This window comes from Bacillus sp. AFS053548, from assembly GCF_002575105.1.
In the GTDB taxonomy this organism is placed as follows: Bacteria; Bacillota; Bacilli; order Bacillales; family Bacillaceae_G; genus Gottfriedia.
In genome coordinates this window covers 1-17,024 of record NZ_NUHI01000034.1, presented here as the reverse complement: position 1 = coordinate 17,024, position 17,024 = coordinate 1, and the positions used below count along the sequence as shown (strand labels likewise).

14 protein-coding genes are annotated in these 17,024 nt (G+C 32.5%); 4 read left to right on the top strand and 10 right to left on the bottom strand.

Features of this window, described 5'->3' with window-relative positions; genetic code table 11:
• Positions 1-6 precede the first annotated feature (6 nt).
• From CN946_RS17865 to CN946_RS17850, 4 genes are all read right to left on the bottom strand, one after another.
• The gene (locus CN946_RS17865) at positions 7-1,395 is read right to left on the bottom strand and encodes a sensor histidine kinase (RefSeq protein WP_098862372.1); all 1,389 of its coding nucleotides are present in this window, start codon (positions 1,393-1,395) and stop codon (positions 7-9) included.
• On the bottom strand, positions 1,392-2,069 hold the full coding sequence (locus CN946_RS17860) for a response regulator transcription factor (RefSeq protein WP_098862371.1): 678 nt from the start codon (positions 2,067-2,069) through the stop codon (positions 1,392-1,394). Before CN946_RS17860 ends, CN946_RS17865 begins: the two co-directional genes overlap by 4 nt.
• 634 nt (positions 2,070-2,703) lie before the next feature.
• Positions 2,704-3,963, bottom strand: coding sequence for a helix-turn-helix domain-containing protein (locus tag CN946_RS17855; protein WP_098862370.1), 1,260 nt, complete (start codon positions 3,961-3,963; stop codon positions 2,704-2,706).
• A 215-nt stretch (positions 3,964-4,178) separates the two neighbouring features.
• Positions 4,179-5,894: a M4 family metallopeptidase gene (locus CN946_RS17850; RefSeq protein ID WP_098862403.1), complete on the bottom strand. Its 1,716-nt coding sequence runs from the start codon at positions 5,892-5,894 to the stop codon at positions 4,179-4,181.
• Positions 5,895-6,157: 263 nt separating this feature from the next.
• On the opposite strand from CN946_RS17850, the gene CN946_RS17845 reads away from it, so the two are divergent.
• From CN946_RS17845 to CN946_RS17835, 3 genes are all read left to right on the top strand, one after another.
• Positions 6,158-6,970, top strand: coding sequence for a DUF4047 domain-containing protein (locus CN946_RS17845; RefSeq protein ID WP_098862369.1), 813 nt, complete (start codon positions 6,158-6,160; stop codon positions 6,968-6,970).
• A gap of 49 nt (positions 6,971-7,019) precedes the next feature.
• Complete coding sequence (gene sipW, locus CN946_RS17840; protein ID WP_098862368.1) at positions 7,020-7,568, top strand: signal peptidase I SipW; 549 nt, start codon at positions 7,020-7,022, stop codon at positions 7,566-7,568.
• Between the two features lie 72 nt (positions 7,569-7,640).
• Entirely contained in the window at positions 7,641-8,255 is a 615-nt protein-coding gene (locus CN946_RS17835) for a TasA family protein (protein ID WP_098427180.1), read from the top strand.
• Positions 8,256-8,467: 212 nt separating this feature from the next.
• Here the strand turns inward: CN946_RS17835 and CN946_RS17830 are convergent, their stop codons facing one another.
• The 6 genes from CN946_RS17830 to CN946_RS17805 all read right to left on the bottom strand — a co-directional run bounded on the left by CN946_RS17830 (position 8,468) and on the right by CN946_RS17805 (position 14,974).
• Positions 8,468-9,427, bottom strand: coding sequence for a transketolase family protein (locus tag CN946_RS17830; RefSeq protein ID WP_098862367.1), 960 nt, complete (start codon positions 9,425-9,427; stop codon positions 8,468-8,470).
• Complete coding sequence (locus CN946_RS17825) at positions 9,424-10,275, bottom strand: transketolase (protein WP_098862366.1); 852 nt, start codon at positions 10,273-10,275, stop codon at positions 9,424-9,426. Before CN946_RS17825 ends, CN946_RS17830 begins: the two co-directional genes overlap by 4 nt.
• 93 nt (positions 10,276-10,368) lie before the next feature.
• The gene (locus CN946_RS17820) at positions 10,369-11,745 is read right to left on the bottom strand and encodes a PTS ascorbate transporter subunit IIC (protein WP_098862365.1); all 1,377 of its coding nucleotides are present in this window, start codon (positions 11,743-11,745) and stop codon (positions 10,369-10,371) included.
• A gap of 37 nt (positions 11,746-11,782) precedes the next feature.
• The gene (locus CN946_RS17815) at positions 11,783-12,064 is read right to left on the bottom strand and encodes a PTS sugar transporter subunit IIB (RefSeq protein ID WP_098862364.1); all 282 of its coding nucleotides are present in this window, start codon (positions 12,062-12,064) and stop codon (positions 11,783-11,785) included.
• 45 nt (positions 12,065-12,109) lie between these two features.
• Positions 12,110-14,173: a BglG family transcription antiterminator gene (locus tag CN946_RS17810; RefSeq protein WP_098862363.1), complete on the bottom strand. Its 2,064-nt coding sequence runs from the start codon at positions 14,171-14,173 to the stop codon at positions 12,110-12,112.
• 240 nt (positions 14,174-14,413) lie between these two features.
• Positions 14,414-14,974 (bottom strand): DEAD/DEAH box helicase family protein, encoded by a 561-nt coding sequence (locus CN946_RS17805; protein ID WP_098862362.1) that lies wholly within the window; start codon positions 14,972-14,974, stop codon positions 14,414-14,416.
• Positions 14,975-15,315: 341 nt separating this feature from the next.
• Between CN946_RS17805 and CN946_RS17800 the strand changes: the two genes are divergently transcribed.
• Entirely contained in the window at positions 15,316-16,668 is a 1,353-nt protein-coding gene (locus CN946_RS17800) for an Nramp family divalent metal transporter (protein WP_098862361.1), read from the top strand.
• Positions 16,669-17,024 lie beyond the last annotated feature (356 nt).

The window sequence follows — 17,024 nt, the reverse complement described above, 5'->3', positions numbered from 1 at the left end:
TAAAAATCAGAACTCTTTTATATTAGGTAAAGTTAGATTAAATTTAGTTCCCTCTCCTACTTTACTGCTTACTTCTATATTCCCATTATGTAATTCAATGATTTGTTTAACAATCGCTAAACCTAATCCACTACTGGATTCCTTTCGATTTCTTGCTTTATCAGCAATAAAAAACCGATTAAATATTTGTTGTAAATCCTTTTCGGAAATACCAATTCCACTATCTTGAAATTCAATTTGAACATACTCTTCATTACTACTCAGTTTTATTGAGATTGATCCACCTTCATGATTAAATTTAATGCTATTCGTCATTAGGTTTGTCCAAACTTGATGCAGTAGATTCTTATCAGCATACACAAAAGTTTGTGGTAATTCCAAATCAATGGCCAACTCTTTGTTTCTCCAACTCCATTCAGTTGTAAAAACTACTTGTTTAATTTGTTCGGCAACATCAAAAGATGTTTTTTGCAATATACTTTCTTCCTTATCTAAGGCAGCTAACGTTAATAATTGTTTACTTAACAAGGACATTCTTTTACTTTCTTCCTCTATAATCGATAAGTAATGATTCTTTTGTTCTTCTGTTAATTTTTCAGTTTGTAGTGACTGCGAAAAACCTTGTATCGATGCAAGTGGTGATTGAATTTCATGAGATACATTCGAAACAAACTCCTGACGCATCGCTTCAATTTGTCCTAATCTTTGTGACATATGCGAAAAGTGATTAGCCAGTTTTCCAATTTCGTCTTGGCGTTTAATTTGCAATTGAACATTATATTTTCCTTCTGCAATTTTTTTAGTTGCTTCAGTTAATTTAATAATCGGTTTTACAATATATCTTGTACTAACTAGAACTAATACGATACTTAATACAATTGTCAGTAAAAGGAGAATAGAAAAGAGTATACGCAATTCACCAAATTGAAGCTGTACATTTGGGCGCATAAAAAGAGCTAAATGATTAGTACTCGATTTTATAGGAACACCTACTGTATTACTCAATGTATTATCAAAAAAACCAGTCACAAATAATGATGTTGGAAATTCGGCAATACCATGATAGATCTTCCCGTTTAAAACAGAATCAATCACTTTACGATCTAGTTTTTTTTCTCTAAAAGAACCACCATAAAAGGATTGATTTCCTTGTTGATCTACTAATAAAATTTGATATCCCAATTTACTAATACTTTTTAAGTAATTGCTTAATTCAATATCATTATTTTCTTCATAAAATGTACCAACGTCTAAAGCCATTTTAGTTAATTTTTTATCATTATAAGGCTTTAGATTATAGTGGTAATACACATTTGACAGAAAGAAAGCCAATAAACTGCTACAAATCATTACACCGAGGATTGTAAGAACAATTCTTATGTATAAAGTTTTCACTTTCTAGTGACCTCCAATTTATAACCAACACCACGAACGGTTTTTATACTAAAGTCATTCGTTAAATTAGAAAACCTTTCACGTAAACGTTTAATATGAACATTTATTGTTCGATCATCACCTTCAAAATCAGCACCCCAAATTAATTGGATCAGCTCATCACGTGTAAAAATTCGATCTGGATAACTTGCCAATTGAGACAATAATTCAAATTCCTTCATTGGAAGCATAAGTAATTTTCCATTACAGGAAACTTCATAGCTTTTTCGATCGATAACAGTTTCGTTCAGTTTTATTTTTTGAGCACTAATCATATTGTATCTTCTTAACAGTGCCTTAATCCGGAATAGTATTTCTTTTGGTTCAAAAGGTTTGGTCAAATAGTCATCTGTGCCTACTGCAAAACCTTTTTCTTTATCAGAAAGCTCGCTTTTTGCAGTTAACAATATTACAGGGAAATCATAATACTCTCTTATTTCTTCACAAAGCTGGTACCCATCTTTACCTGGCATCATTATATCTACAATCGCTAAATTAATTTGTTGTTGCTCAAGCAATGTAGAAGCTTCGTCTCCGTTAGCTGCTTCAAATGTCGTATAGCCTTCAGTTTGTAAATACATTTTCAATAACTCTCTTATATGAGAATCATCATCCACAATTAAAATTCGAATCATAATTTATCCCCATTCTTTTGAACTTAGTGCAAAAATCATATCATATTTTAATTTTAATATCCTTTTTCTATTTTTCATGGGCAGAAATGCTGATGTATTATCACATGATTAAAAAAATTTCTGTAATATAGTTTGTCCCCCATACATTTCTGTCATTTTAAACATAGAATTAATATGTAGTTTATATTGGCTGTTTTCGTAAATCTTGTTGCCTTTTAAAGAGATGTCTAGTTGAATATACTCGGGAGACATCTCAAATTTTCACTATTTCTGATACTCCTACAGAAACCCCACACCTTGTTTCCAATCAGCTTCTTTAATTACTGTGTGTTTTAAAAATGATCGGTTTATAAACAACAACCATTTCGAAAAGAGTCAATCATAATCGAATTATGTTTGAAATAGTAAGATTTGCCCCTACTTTCGATATTAATATTTCAACATAATAATGTTTTTTAAAAAAAGTTCCTATGTGGAACTTTTTTGCATTTTATTGAATAAATTCGTTGCCAATTAACTTTGGTGGCACTTTTAATCATTATTGATATTTTTATTTGCAGTGAAACTTTATTCGTCAAACTCCTTCTTTAATCTGAAAAAATAAAAAATAAAAGAACTGTCCGACAACAGTCCTTTAGTTATGTATTTTAATAACATCTATTAAGAAGTTAGACATTTCAACTGCCTTCTCAAACTCTTTTTCTTTCACATAATAATCATACAACTCCTTACCATATCGTTTCATGAAAATAGTATGATTGCGTGACTTAAAGTATGGAAAAGCGGTCTTTTCTATGTATTGTGTATACTCTTTCGTTTTATTTTCAATCATATAGATCAGCAAAGTGAAAAGAATTTGATAATGTTGATTCTTTAAATTATTCGCGATTGTTAGACCTTTTTGAGCACTATTTAATAAAGCAGATTTACGCATTAATTTACCTTCAAATGAACTTTTAAGATAATTATTAAGTCGTTGAAGATAAATTACCGATGGCTTTTTCTCCAATTGTAATGCTGCTTTATAATATTTTTGCGCTTTTTCATAATCTTTTCTTTTAAAATATTCCAAAGCAAAGTTATTTAATAACATCCCTGTTTTATCTGGTGCATTGAGCGTTTCACTATCATGAATCAGATTCTTGTATGATTGTTTTAATTTTTTAAAATCTAAATGCCCATCGTTGCTTGATTGTAAAAGCATAATTGATTCAGCATTTATGGCACGTAAATAATTACTTGTATCTTTAAAATATTTAAGCGCTTTTTCTGCGTATACATAAGCCATTACCTTAGAATCAACCCATCCATATGCTACTGCTAAATGATAGTAGTATTCTGGATTTCCGTATTCGTTTAGATCAATCTTCTTTAAAGTTTGTATTGCTTTATGATGATTCTCTGTACTTGAATTATTGTAATTATTTAAATAATAAATGCCTATTACATGCAAAAGGAGATTTCTTTCAAAAGGAGGTAGATCTTTATAGTTTCTTTGTATACTTAGAATAATTGTATAAGTGTTTTTATAGTCGTTCTTTAAGAGATAATATCTTGCTAGCAGCAATTGATACCAAGCATCATATTTTGGCGAATTAATAAAAGGGCTTTCTTCTAGCTCTTTTTTATATGAATCAACTTCCTTCATTCTTAGTTTAATAATTGCTGTATGCCAGTTTTGTAGTTTATTTTCAAGATTTTCAAAGTTCGCAATTTCTTTTCGAATATCAATTTGTAATCGTTCAGAAAACAAGGTAATAATCTCAGAAGAGTAGGATGTATTCCCTCTTTCAATTTTTCCTACGTGCTTGGAAGAGCAGATTCCTTTTCCTAGTTCTTCTTGTGTTAGTCCGGCTTTAGTTCGATAAAATTTTATAACTTCTCCTTCGATCATTGATTGCTCCTCCTATCCTAAAACTTATACTAAATATACAATAGTTAAGCATGGATTCCATCATGCTATACACACAAATTATTAAGTTATTCTAATAAAAAATTAATAATAAAAAGTAGTAATTTAATACTAATTTTATTGATGAATAGGTAAAAGTTAATAGATTATAAGAAAACCATGAACAGACAAATGTTCATGGTTTTTAAGTTTATTTATTATTGAACACCTACGGCAGTATATGCATCCATTACTGCTTTTGTTTGTGTTGATGGTTGACCCGTAGTTTTGCTATCTGGGTATAAATCACGAGCAGCTTGAATAGCAGCTTCACGCATTTCTTTAAATCCAGAAGAAGGTGTTAAATACATTGTTAATGCACGGTAGTAAATTTTTTCTGCTACTGTACGTTGTAATTTAGTTACTGTAATGCCATTATGTGTGCCGCCCTCAGCGATTAAGTATGCAGCCTTATTATTAATACTACTGTTAATGTGTACGCCACCTTTATCTTCTGTACCTAAATAACGATCCGCGTAATTATCTGGATATTTATTATCCTTTAAACCATAAATAGGACTAAGTGACTTAGATTTTGGATTGCTTAACGAACGAAGTCCTCCATCACCATCTTTTGTAGGAGTGTAGATATCTTCACCCATCTCCCAATCAGATGGAACTGTAGCACCTGCAGCATTCATTTCAGCTAATGCTCCGAAGATATCTGCCAATGATTCATTAATTGCACCAGACTCATCTTGATACGTAAGGTTTGCAGTATTTGAGATTACACCATGTGTCATTTCGTGACCTGTAACGTCCAATCCGCCTGCTAAAGAACCAAGAACAATTCCATCACCATCTCCGTATAGCATTTGCTTTCCGTTCCAAGCTGCATTATTCCATTTTGATCCGATATGAACCGTGCTGATTAACGTCATTCCTTTATTATCTAAACTGTTACGTTTGTGCACTGTTTGATAATATTTATTTACTTTATCAGAGTTCATTTGAGCTGATACTCCAGCAGGATCATAGAAAAAATTAGTTGAACTTTTTGTTTCTATTTCAAATCCTGTAAATCCTAATAGTGCTGAAAGAAGAATAAATGGAGTTTCACCCATACGATGAGCATCAAAAGTTGCAAGTGGCACGATATTTGGTGACGTTGTAGTACCACCAGCAATTGATCCACCATATAAATAGCTAGTTCCAGTTGTAGTGTCTTTTCCTACAGGGAATGACTGCATTTTGCCAAATACGTCTAACCCTCTTCCAACCGCAACATTAAGTTTTGCTGGATCTGCTAAATTATCTATTGCATCAAAGCTGTCTACTATTTCACCATTAGTTGCATCCACAAAATAATGGAAGTAACCAGGTGCTGGCACAGAAGTTGAAGCCTTAACTAAATATGTTAAATAATACTTTCCATTATGTGGGTAAATTGTTAATTCAGTATCAATTCCATCATAATTTTTAACAGTGCCAATTTGAGATTCGATACTCTCCTTAGCTGTTGCTTCTGCATCTTCTTTAGAAATAGCCGCTTCAGTTGGAATAATTGTACGTGATAATTTTTGTGTTACATTACCAAATGATGCGTATACATTGTTATTTGCGTCTAGTGCAACAGCTTGTCCAGATCCATAAATTGGAATTCCTTTGTACTGTTCAACTGTTCTGACATGGTAAGTATTTGTCGTGCTGTCAGCTTGTTCACTAATAACTTTAAATTGTTCCCATGAAGAACCTGATCTTGCAAGACCTTCTACTTTTGAATTAAGAAAAGCTTTTACAATTTCATCCTTACTTAAAGCTTGATCAACTGTTGCTGCACTTGCTTTTACATTTACAAATGAAGGTAAAGTTGTTAAACCTCCTCCAAATGCTACAGTTAACGCCATTACTGTTGGAATTGCTTTTCTTCTCATTTTTTTCTCTTTTTTCATTCTCAAAACTTTCACCCCTTATTTAATTTTGTTGCGACTGCAATTTTCATTATTGAGAAAATTCAAAATTAAATCAATATGTCGAACCCGGGTTCTTTTGGGGCTGTTTTTTAAGCTTCTCACTTTAAAATCGACTATTTACGACAAAATACTACCGATAATTGAGTCGAAAATAACCCGGTTTCAATTTTCCGACAACTGAGCAATAATGAATTTCAACAGGGCTTTTGCAAAGGAGTGAAAATTTGAAACAAGCAAGAAAAAAAGTCTCCATCATCGTAAGTTTATGTTCTATTCAATTTTACTTGGCAATGCAAACAGTTGGTCAAACGGAGGCAACCTTTTCTAGTCGGGCATCATCAGAACAAATCGTTTCAGCAGCAATTGTGTTTCCTAAAACAATCCAACAACTAGAAATAGCTGCAAAAGATCATTCAACAAGAGCTAATCATTTATATAAGTCGATCCTAAAGACATCAATTAATGGTACTGGCTCTGATTTGTCAAATTTACTTACTACTGTTCTTAATGAGGAACATGAAATAAATAATGAGATTAAGAGTTTACAAAGTATACAAGAACAGTTGAACTCTTATCACAATCAAATTCATGAACTTCCTGAAACTGAACAAAGTAACTATGAATATGAGAGGAAAGGCTACCAGGTTGTTAATCAACTAATCCTGCAATTAAATGAAACAATTAATCTTCAAAAGATATCGTCCATTAAATCTACAATTCAAACCCAGCTAGGTAAAAGTAAAGAAATGATCAATAACGATACTAGTGAACTTAAAAATGCTACCGATTCTGGTCAGGGCCAAAGTTCTAATAGTTCTGATGCAAATTCAATACGGAGCCAGGATTCTAATAGTTCTGATACAGATTCAATTCCGAGCCAGGATTCTATTAACTCTAATACAGATTCAATTCTGAGCCGGGATTCTAATAATTCTGATACAGATTCTGTTCTGAGTCAGGAATCTGATCATACCGGTACAGATTCAGTTACAAACCAGGATTCTGATCATACCAATACGGATACAATCTCAGACTAAATTTCTAATAATTCAGTAAATATAATTCAAAACGAATAGGTGATATCTCATGTTGAAGAAAACTTTATCAATTGTAGGTAATATTTTTAAAAGTATTTCTATTGTCATCTTGTGTTTCTTAGCTTTTATTGTAATTTCTTCTAGGTTTACGGGTGGAGATTCTACCATTTTAGGCTATCAATTAAAAGCTGTTTTATCTGGGTCAATGGAACCTACTTTTCATACAGGTTCAATTATTGCAGTTAAGCTAGGTGCAAATCCATCGTCTTATCAAAAGGGTGATGTTGTTACCTTCCAAATGGATAATAAGCTAATCACTCACAGAATAGCGGCTGTCCATCATAAAAATGGAGAAATTTCATATAAAACGAAGGGTGATAACAATAATGCCCAAGACTTATGGACAGTGTACCCTCAAAATATAGTAGGAAAATATTCGAATTTCACGGTTCCATATGTTGGTTATGCATTAAATTTTGTAAGCTCTAAAGCTGGATCAGCGCTATTGTTAATTGTTCCAGGTATCCTTTTAACTCTTTCAGCACTACACAATTTATTCCAATTAAGAAAAGAGTTTGAACAAAAAACTGCAGGATGAAGTTGGTTAGATCTCTTAAGTACAAAATAAAAGCTTAAGAGTTTAATAAATAAACCTTAAGGGGGAAATGAAATGAGTTTTACTAAGAGAATTGGTCAGGTAGTTATGAGTGGAGCAGTCGGATTATCATTAATTAGTGGTGGTACATTTGCGTATTTCAGCGATACAATTAAAACTGATAATACGTTTGCAGCAGGTACATTAGACTTAGGTATGAATCCTAATGCTGTTGTTAACATTAGTAATTTAAAACCTGGCGATGAAGTATATCGTGAATTTACGTTAGAAAACAATGGAACTCTAGATATTAACAAAGTTTTATTAAACACTAAATATCAAATTGAAGACGTAAAAAATGATAATACTGAAGATTTAGCAAAAAATATTAAAGTAACAATCATGTATAACACTAGTAGTGCTACAAATGAGATCGTTGATACAACTTTATATGACTTACAAAATCAAACTCCTGATTTAACAGCAATTACTCAATTTGTAGGTAGTACAAAAGACCCGGACGGCATTGCAGCAGGTCAAAAAGAAAAGATTTTCGTATTATTCGAGTTTGTTGATAATGGACAAAATCAAAATGAATTCCAAGGAGACAAGTTAAAAGTTGATTGGACATTTAATGCTCAAACTGGTGGAAGTACATACCACGACGACACTGATCCTAACAGCAACTAATACAAAAAAGCCACCTATTTCAAATTAGGTGGTTTTTCTATCTTTCTATTAAACCATGCAACTTTTGCTTGCAAAGCCTGTCAATTAAGTCATTCACAACATATAAATTCTCTTTAACAAATGATTTTTCTTGTCCGCTCTCAATTTATAAATTCTTAACATGAAAAAAAAGAAGCTGTAAAAAAACAACTTCTTAAAATAGTTAACTTTTTCTAGTTTTTTAATTCCTCTACACTCTTAACAATATCATTTGCCGTTAATTTATAAAATTCCTTTAAATAGTCTTCCTTGCCAACTTGCCCAAATTGTTCTTTAATCCCGATCCGTCTCATTTTAGTTGGACAATGCTCACTTAATACTTCTGCTACCGCACTACCTAAACCACCTATAATATTATGATTCTCTGCTGTGACGATTGCCCTTGTTTTATTTGCATATTGTACGATTAAGTCTTTATCAATTGGCTTTATTGAAAACATATCAATTACACTTGCTTCGATTCCTTTACTCTGAAGTATGTCAGCAGCTTTTAGCGATTCAGCTACCATAATGCCACTTGCAATGATTGTTACATCATCACCATTTCGAAGGACCTTACCTTTACCTGACTCAAATGTTTCGTTTTCATCATATAGTTTGACAGCTTTTTTACGAATTGTACGGATATAATGAATTCCGTATTCCTTCTCAACTTTGCGGAGTAAGTAACCAAGTTGATTGGCGTCACTTGCTTCATATACATTTGCATTTGGAATTAAACGAGCAAGTCCTAAGTCTTCAAATGCCATATGTGTACCGCCATTATGCTCTGCAGTAACTCCCGAATCAGAACCTAATATTTTTATATTCAATCTTGCATATGCACCTGAAACGAACAATTGATCAAACGCCCGACGAGTAGCAAATTGCGCAAATGTATGAACATAAGGAACTTTTCCAGTGAGTGATAGACCAGAAGCTACTCCCATCATATTCGCTTCCATAATCCCACAATTTATTAATTGTTTTGGTATTTCACCAATAATTTTACTTGTAGTAATCGCACTCATTAAATCAGCTTCTAGGGCAATTACATTTGGATTTTTCTGCGCCATTTCAAGTAGTGTATTGGCATACATTTGTCTCATTTCTATACGATCTAATTCATAACTCTTAAATGGTGTTTGAATCATGAATTCACGACCCTTCCTAATTTATATCCTAGTTCTGTAATTGCTTCTAAAATTGCTTCTTCATCCGCTTGGTTAGGCCGTATATGATGGTTATCAACTTTCTCTTCTAAATATTTAACACCTTGACCTTTAACCGTATCTAAAATAATTGCAATTGGTTTGTCGCTCTGAGATTTCCCCTTCATAATCGAGTCATAAATTTGTTCGATTGATTTTCCATTGACTTTTAATGTGTAAAAACCAAAAGCCTTAAATTTTTCTACAAAATCAAGTGGATCAATAATATCCTTTGTTAAACCATCAAGCTGCTTTTTATTGTCATCGACGAAAACAAATAAGTTGTTTAATTTATGGTGCGCAGCAAATTGAAGTGCCTCCCAACACTGCCCTTCATTAAGCTCTCCATCACCTACTATGCAATAAGTATAATTATCCATTTCAGATAGTTTATGAGACAAAGCCACTCCAACTGCTGCTGATATCCCCTGTCCTAAAGATCCTGTTGTCATATCAATACCAGGCGTTAAATTTCGATCGGGATGGGAAGGAAGTGTAGTCCCATTTTGATTTAAAGTATATAATACCTCTTCAGCAAAATATCCCTTTAAAGCCAAGGTTGCGTATAGACCTGGTCCTCCATGTCCCTTCGATAGTATAAAGTAATCACGTTTCTGCCATGTAGGGTTTTTAGGATCGACCTTCATCACTTCACCGTATAAAACCGCTAAAGTCTCAATAATTGATAAGCTTCCACCATAATGTCCAAAACCAAGATTATAAAGTTCTTTTAATGTTAGAAAGCGAATCTCATCACGAAATTCCTCTATTTTTTGAAGATTGAATGACAATTGAAATCCTCCTTTAATCAATAAAATAAAACATACATCATTTTCATAATTTAGCTCATTTTAGATCTTAGTAGATTAGTAATTTGACATTAATTAAGCTTCGATGTTAGCAGATTTACTGTTGTTGCGATCTTTTTTGAAGAATCCAAACAAGACAGCTATTGCAACTAAACCTACCACTGTTACCGTTACGCCGGTTGCCCCAAATGACTTAGCAATATGACCTAAAATGATTCCTGATGTAGCAAAGTCTGCATCAGAGAAGGTCGTACTTGCAAATCCTAAGTCGCCTAGAACTGGTAATAAAAAGACAGGTAAGAACGTAATTAACAAACCATTTGCGAATGAACCAATCGTTGCCCCTCGTATTCCCCCTGTAGAATTACCAAATACTCCAGCTGTAGCTCCAGTAAAGAAGTGAGGAACAACCCCCGGTAAAATGATAATAGATCCTGTTAGACCAAGGAAAACCATTCCTACAATCCCTCCGAGAAAGCTACAAAAGAAACCAATTAAAACTGCATTTGGTGCATATGGGAAAACAATAGGACAATCAAGTGCAGGTTTTGAATTTGGAACTAACTTATTTGATATACCTTTAAATGCTGGTACAATTTCAGCCAAAACAAGTCGCACACCAGATAAGATAATAAAGACACCCGCAGCAAAAGTAACTGATTGAATTAATGAATAAACAAGATAATGAGTTCCCCCACTTAGTTCCTTCTCAATATAAGTAGGACCAGCAAATAGTGCTATAACAAGGTATATAATCGTCATCGTTAACGCAATCGTAACCGAACTATCACGTAAAAATCCTAATCCTTTTGGAAATTTTATCTCTTCAGTCGAGCGTGATCCTTTTCCGACTACCTTTCCAACTAATCCAGAAAGAACATAGCCTAAACTTGAAAAATGTCCAAATCCTACATTATCGTTACCTGTAATTTTTCTCATAAATGGTTGGCTTAAAGCTGGAAAAACAGCCATAATTAATCCCAGTGCTAGTGAACCAACGATTACAAGAGGGACACCTTTTAACCCAGAAACTACTAAAATAACAGCTAGCATACAAGCCATATATAATGTATGGTGACCCGTTAAAAATATATATTTTAATCTAGTAAATCGAGCAATAATAATGTTTGCAACCATACCAAAGAACATAATATATGCAGTAAATGAACCATATTTTGATAGCGCCATTGCTACGATTGCTTCATTATTTGGAACTACACCTGAAACATGAAAGGCTTCTTGAAACATCTTACCAAAAGGGTCTAGTGAGCTCACGACAATTCCAGCACCGGCAGAAATAACGATAAATCCTAAAAAAGTTTTAGTTGTCCCTTTAATAATCTCGCTTGTAGGCTTTTTTTGAATAATAAGTCCAACAAGTGAAATTAGTGCTACCAAAACTGCCGGTTGACTTAATACATCCATAATTAATTTCAGAAACCTTGCTTCCACGAACAAAACCTCCTATAAATAATATTTGATGTAAAATTTAAAATAAGCCTTTTGATTGAAGAACTTGTGTTAACTTCGTACGAAGACCATCCATATCGATAATGCTATCAATCACAACGACCTCACCTAAATGCCCCATACCTTCTGCTATGTCCTTTGCCGCGATAAAAATATCTGCTGAATCAGGCGTAGCAGAACTAAGATCTGAATGTTCTACTTCAATCCCACTTACTCCTAACTCATTTAATAATTGAACAATATTCATCTCTAACATAAAGCTACTTCCTAACCCTGAGCCACATACTGCTAAAATTTTCATAACGAATCCCTCCATTTTTTTCAACTAATCTATTAAACTTGAAGATCAATTTACCGCTGAATATTGTTCAAATAATTCAACTAATACATTTGAAGATTTAGCCTCCTTCAGAAGTTCAATATTCTCTTTTTCACTAAGCAACTTTGTCAGCTGCGAAAGAGCTTTCAGATGTGTTTTATTATCAATTGCGGCAATGCAAAACAATAGTCGAACAGGATACTTTTCATCATTTAAAAAGAATACTGGCTTGTTCAGTTTTAAAAAACTCATTCCTACTTTGTTTACTCCCATTTCTGGACGAGCATGAGGAATAGCAACTTCTGGACCTATTACTACATACGGACCCAACGTTTTTATATTTTCTAGCATTGCATCTACATATGACCTATTAATTGCTCCATTCTTTAACAATGGATCGGCCACAACTTTTATGGCATCTTCCCAATTTGAAAGATGATCAATCATTTGAATTGTTTCCTCTTTTAATAGATCTTGTAACACAGGTTGTCTCCTCCTAGATATATCTACTTTTTTATGAAAAGTAATTTGACTTAAAGCAGCTTTCAACCCCACTTCGTCGTAAACATTCGCATACTTTTCAATTGTTTGAATTAGTTCATTCATTGAAAGATCATAATATTGAATCCCAAATAAATACTGGTAAACTTCATTGACTATGCTATTTTTTTCACTCGGTGTCATAATTGGTTTAACTCTAAAACATGGTATTTTTGTTTCTAAATCAACTGTGGAAAACATTAGATCATATTCATTGAAATTTCCTTCTCTAAATTCCTGTATTGATAATATTTTCTCTACGATAATTTCAGAAAACAGTGCCTCAAGTTGATGCTTGACCATTAATGAAGAACTAATTCCACTTGGACAAACAACGATTGCACGTTTCTTTTGTGGAAGAACCTTTTTGGGTTTCTCTAAAAGTGCACCAAAGTGTATAGTAATATAGCCAATTTCCTCTTCTGGTATCGTGATACTTAAAAGAGTCCCGATTGGAGAAAGCAATTCTTTTACAATTGTAAAAAGTTCTTTATGCTCATTCTTTATTTGAGAAAGCAAAGGATTAAAAATAGGAATTCTATATTTCATGCGAAAATAAGCTGGTTTTAAATGTTGATACAATGTACTAACTACTTCATTCTTTTTCTCAAAAGCAATACAAGCCTTTGATTCAAAGTCGAATACTAATTGTTCACATAGCTTAAAAAGTAATCCACGATCATCTTCTTGAACTTGGTTTCTCCCTAAAGATAAACCTAATAACTGAATTGTAAGATAACATATTTCTGGATCATTTCCATTAATTTGAAGAAGTTGACTAATCTTCTCCGCTACTATCCACATTGAATCTTGCTTTAGAATTTGGATTTCATCAGGATGAAATAAAACAAACTTTTTTTCTGTCTGGCGGTAAAAATAATAAATAAGAAAATATACAAATTGCTTTAATCGTTCCTCTACAAAATGAAGATTGTAATCTTTTTCAATTTGAATTAGCACATTATGCATATCTACGAATTCATAAAGTCTATCTCGATCCTTTAAAATATAATTTATAATTTTTTCACCATATGGTATTTGTAAAAGCCGAGATAGGAATTGCATAAGTAAAACTCTCTTATCAAATTCTGTGCCTTCTAAGTGATAACCATTTTGTCTTGAGTATTCAATTTTTACTAACTGAGTACCAATTATTTCATTTAACTTCTTCACATCGGAGATCGTTGTATTTTTACTAACTCCTAATAGTTGAGTTAAATGAGCTGTTGAAATTGATTCCTTACGGATAATTAAATACAAGTAGATTACTATTTGACGCTCTTCTTCTGTAAAAATGAAATCTTTTTTTAATTCTTTGTTTTTTTGTTCTTTAAAAAACTGAATAACATCTTCTGGCATTTTGATGTAATGAATACCTTTGTACTCTATGGGAGGTAATCCTTTTACTTTTAACCAGTAATTAATTTTGTCTAAATCATATGAAACCTGCCTTCTTGTTAACTGCGTAGAATTAATAACTTGATTCATTGTCGTATGATTTAAATTAAGTAAATGGTTCAATAGTATTGCGGGGCGTTTCTCAATGACCATTGGCTTTACCTCCTGTTTTTATCATATTATAAACCGCTTACATTCTGTTTACAGATTGGGAACAATAGATGTAAGTTAAAGTTTACAAAGTTGTGCTGAAGTAAAATTAAACGGATAAGGCTAATAGTGATACGATAGAAAAAGCCCATTATCATAAGAAAAGTAATTTGCTTACTTTACCTACTATAATGGGAGAAAATTATAAAGATTGAATATTAGAAGTGAAACTATAATCGCTACTTACAAAGCAAATCCCTCTTTTATTAATATAGCTACTTCTTCTGCACTCATATTTGTGTTATTTATTTTTAGATAATTTTCCTTCTGTATTTCCCCTTCTATCGAATTTAATCTAAATTTTTCCATTGTCTTCATTAAATTGTTTTCAGACCATTCAATATCTCTTTTTGTTGGCTTATGTTCTAATCTGTGCGGAGTTTTATTTCGTGCAAGTCTCTCATCTAGTTCTGCTTCAAGTTCAACAAAATAGGTTGTTGCCCCTTTTGACTCAAATATGGTACAAACGTTCTCGACATACTCCCAATCAGATTTATGATCCAGAGCCCACACATATGTAAAAATAATTCCATATAAGTTACTTTTTGACACCTCTTCAAATATTTCATTTCGAAATAAATTAACTAATCTACTGCCTTCCTTTGTTCCATAATCAAAAAACTTACTAACCAAATCGATTGTCATGTGATTATGAAACAATTTTAAATCTGTTATTTTTTCTAGTTCCTGGCCTACAGTCATTTTCCCAACAGCTTGAGGCCCGAATACTAATACAAACTTCATAGATTTCTCTCCCATATATATTAATTTTTTTATAAACACCTTCGAATATAACAGAATTTTTTGACTAGTATATCACACTTGAAAATAATTAACTTGATAATAAACTTCAATATACAAAAAAACTGAACAATCTGAATGAATTGCATAAGAAATAGTAAAAAAGCAGAAACAAAGAAAAGGTAAATATTCTACGTATATTATCTGTTTACTAAAAATTTACGAAGTTATCAAAAATTTTTTATTACATTTGGGAACTATTGTGTTAAAATCAGCATATAATTTAAAAACTTTCCCTAGGGAAAAACTATTTGATGTGTACAATAAATGAGGTGGTGGGAAACATGTCACAAGAATCACAAGAAAAAGTCATATATAACGAAGCAGGCTGGAGACAGGAACCTACACAACCTAGTTTACAAGAGGTTCATCGTTCATTATCTGTTCCAAAGAAAGCTAGTAATTTCCGAAAGTTTCTTGCATTTGCAGGACCAGGTTATTTAGTTGCAGTTGGATATATGGACCCTGGAAACTGGGCAACATCAATAGCAGGCGGATCTGCTTTTAATTACACTTTATTATCTGTTATTTTAATTTCTAATCTAATGGCCATCATTCTACAATCATTAGCTGCTAAATTGGGTATCGTTACTGGTAGAGATTTAGCTCAAGCATGTCGAGACCATTTCAGTAAACCTGTATCATTTATACTTTGGGTACTTTGTGAAGCCGCAATTGCTGCATGTGATTTAGCTGAATTAATTGGGTCAGCCATCGCTTTAAATCTATTATTTGGTATTCCTTTGTTTTATGGAATCTGTTTGACAACTTTAGATATATTACTTGTTTTACTTTTACAAAACAAAGGATTTAGATATATCGAAGCATTTGTTATTTCTTTAATCATTTTAATTACAGGTAGCTTTGTATTTGAGTTGATCATGTCTCAACCTGATATAAAAGCTGTATTTGGTGGATTTATTCCAAGTTCTCAAGTTATTACAGATCCAAAAATGCTATATATTTCTTTAGGAATTTTAGGGGCAACTGTTATGCCTCATAATTTATATCTTCACTCTTCGATCGTTCAAACTAGAAAGATTGAACAATCTGATGCTGGTAAAAAAGAAGCAATTAAATTTGCGACAATTGACTCAACAGTTGCATTAATGATTGCATTGTTTGTAAACGCAGCGATTTTAATATTAGCTGCTTCTACTTTCTACAAATCGGGTCATACAAACGTTGCATCAATTGAAGATGCATTCCAGCTTCTTACTCCATTACTAGGAACGACTTTAGCAAGTACATTTTTCGGATTGGCATTATTGGCTTCAGGTCAAAATTCTACTTTAACAGGTACTCTAGCTGGGCAAATTGTAATGGAAGGCTTTTTAAATATTAAGCTTAAACCTTGGATAAGAAGAATGATTACTCGTTTAATTGCTGTTACACCAGCTCTAATCGTCACTTATTTTTACGGAGCAAAAGGAACTGCAGATTTATTAATACTAAGTCAGGTAATCTTGTCTTTACAGTTATCTTTCGCGGTTATACCACTAGTCATGTTCACTAGTGATGCTAAGAAAATGGGTAAATTCGTTAATAAAACTTGGATGAAATCAGTCGCTTGGTCGATTGCTTCAGTTATTGCAGTATTAAATGTATATTTACTTTGGGCAACATTCTTTAAATAATAAATTGAAACAAAAAAGATTGAACAGATGTTTGAATGACATTTGTTCAATCTTTTTTTACTAGATAAAACCCATTTGAAATAGCTCTAAGTTCTGTAAACCTAAGTGGACTGCAATTAAATTTCGAAAACCGCAATTAAAATTAGCAAAACTGCAATTAAATTTTGAAAATCGCAAATAAAAATAGCAAAACTGCAATTAAATTCCTAATAACCGCAATTAAGACAAAAAATTACCCGTACCAGTTAAGGTATTATGACGTGAAATTGTACAATATTGGCTATTCTCAACTGGAAAACGTGCAAGTATGCTCTTATTCCTACTATATTGAATAAAAAATGGTTGTGCCCATATAA

Coding starts and splice junctions, on each gene's coding strand:
- CN946_RS17815 (WP_098862364.1), bottom strand. CDS start 12,064: ATGAAAATTTTAGCAGTATGTGGCTCAGGGTTAGGAAGTAGCTTTATG.
- CN946_RS17860 (WP_098862371.1), bottom strand. CDS start 2,069: ATGATTCGAATTTTAATTGTGGATGATGATTCTCATATAAGAGAGTTA.
- CN946_RS17830 (WP_098862367.1), bottom strand. CDS start 9,427: ATGATTCAAACACCATTTAAGAGTTATGAATTAGATCGTATAGAAATG.
- CN946_RS17855 (WP_098862370.1), bottom strand. CDS start 3,963: ATGATCGAAGGAGAAGTTATAAAATTTTATCGAACTAAAGCCGGACTA.
- sipW (WP_098862368.1), top strand. CDS start 7,020: ATGTTGAAGAAAACTTTATCAATTGTAGGTAATATTTTTAAAAGTATT.
- CN946_RS17800 (WP_098862361.1), top strand. CDS start 15,316: ATGTCACAAGAATCACAAGAAAAAGTCATATATAACGAAGCAGGCTGG.
- CN946_RS17810 (WP_098862363.1), bottom strand. CDS start 14,173: ATGGTCATTGAGAAACGCCCCGCAATACTATTGAACCATTTACTTAAT.
- CN946_RS17835 (WP_098427180.1), top strand. CDS start 7,641: ATGAGTTTTACTAAGAGAATTGGTCAGGTAGTTATGAGTGGAGCAGTC.
- CN946_RS17805 (WP_098862362.1), bottom strand. CDS start 14,974: ATGAAGTTTGTATTAGTATTCGGGCCTCAAGCTGTTGGGAAAATGACT.
- CN946_RS17850 (WP_098862403.1), bottom strand. CDS start 5,894: ATGAGAAGAAAAGCAATTCCAACAGTAATGGCGTTAACTGTAGCATTT.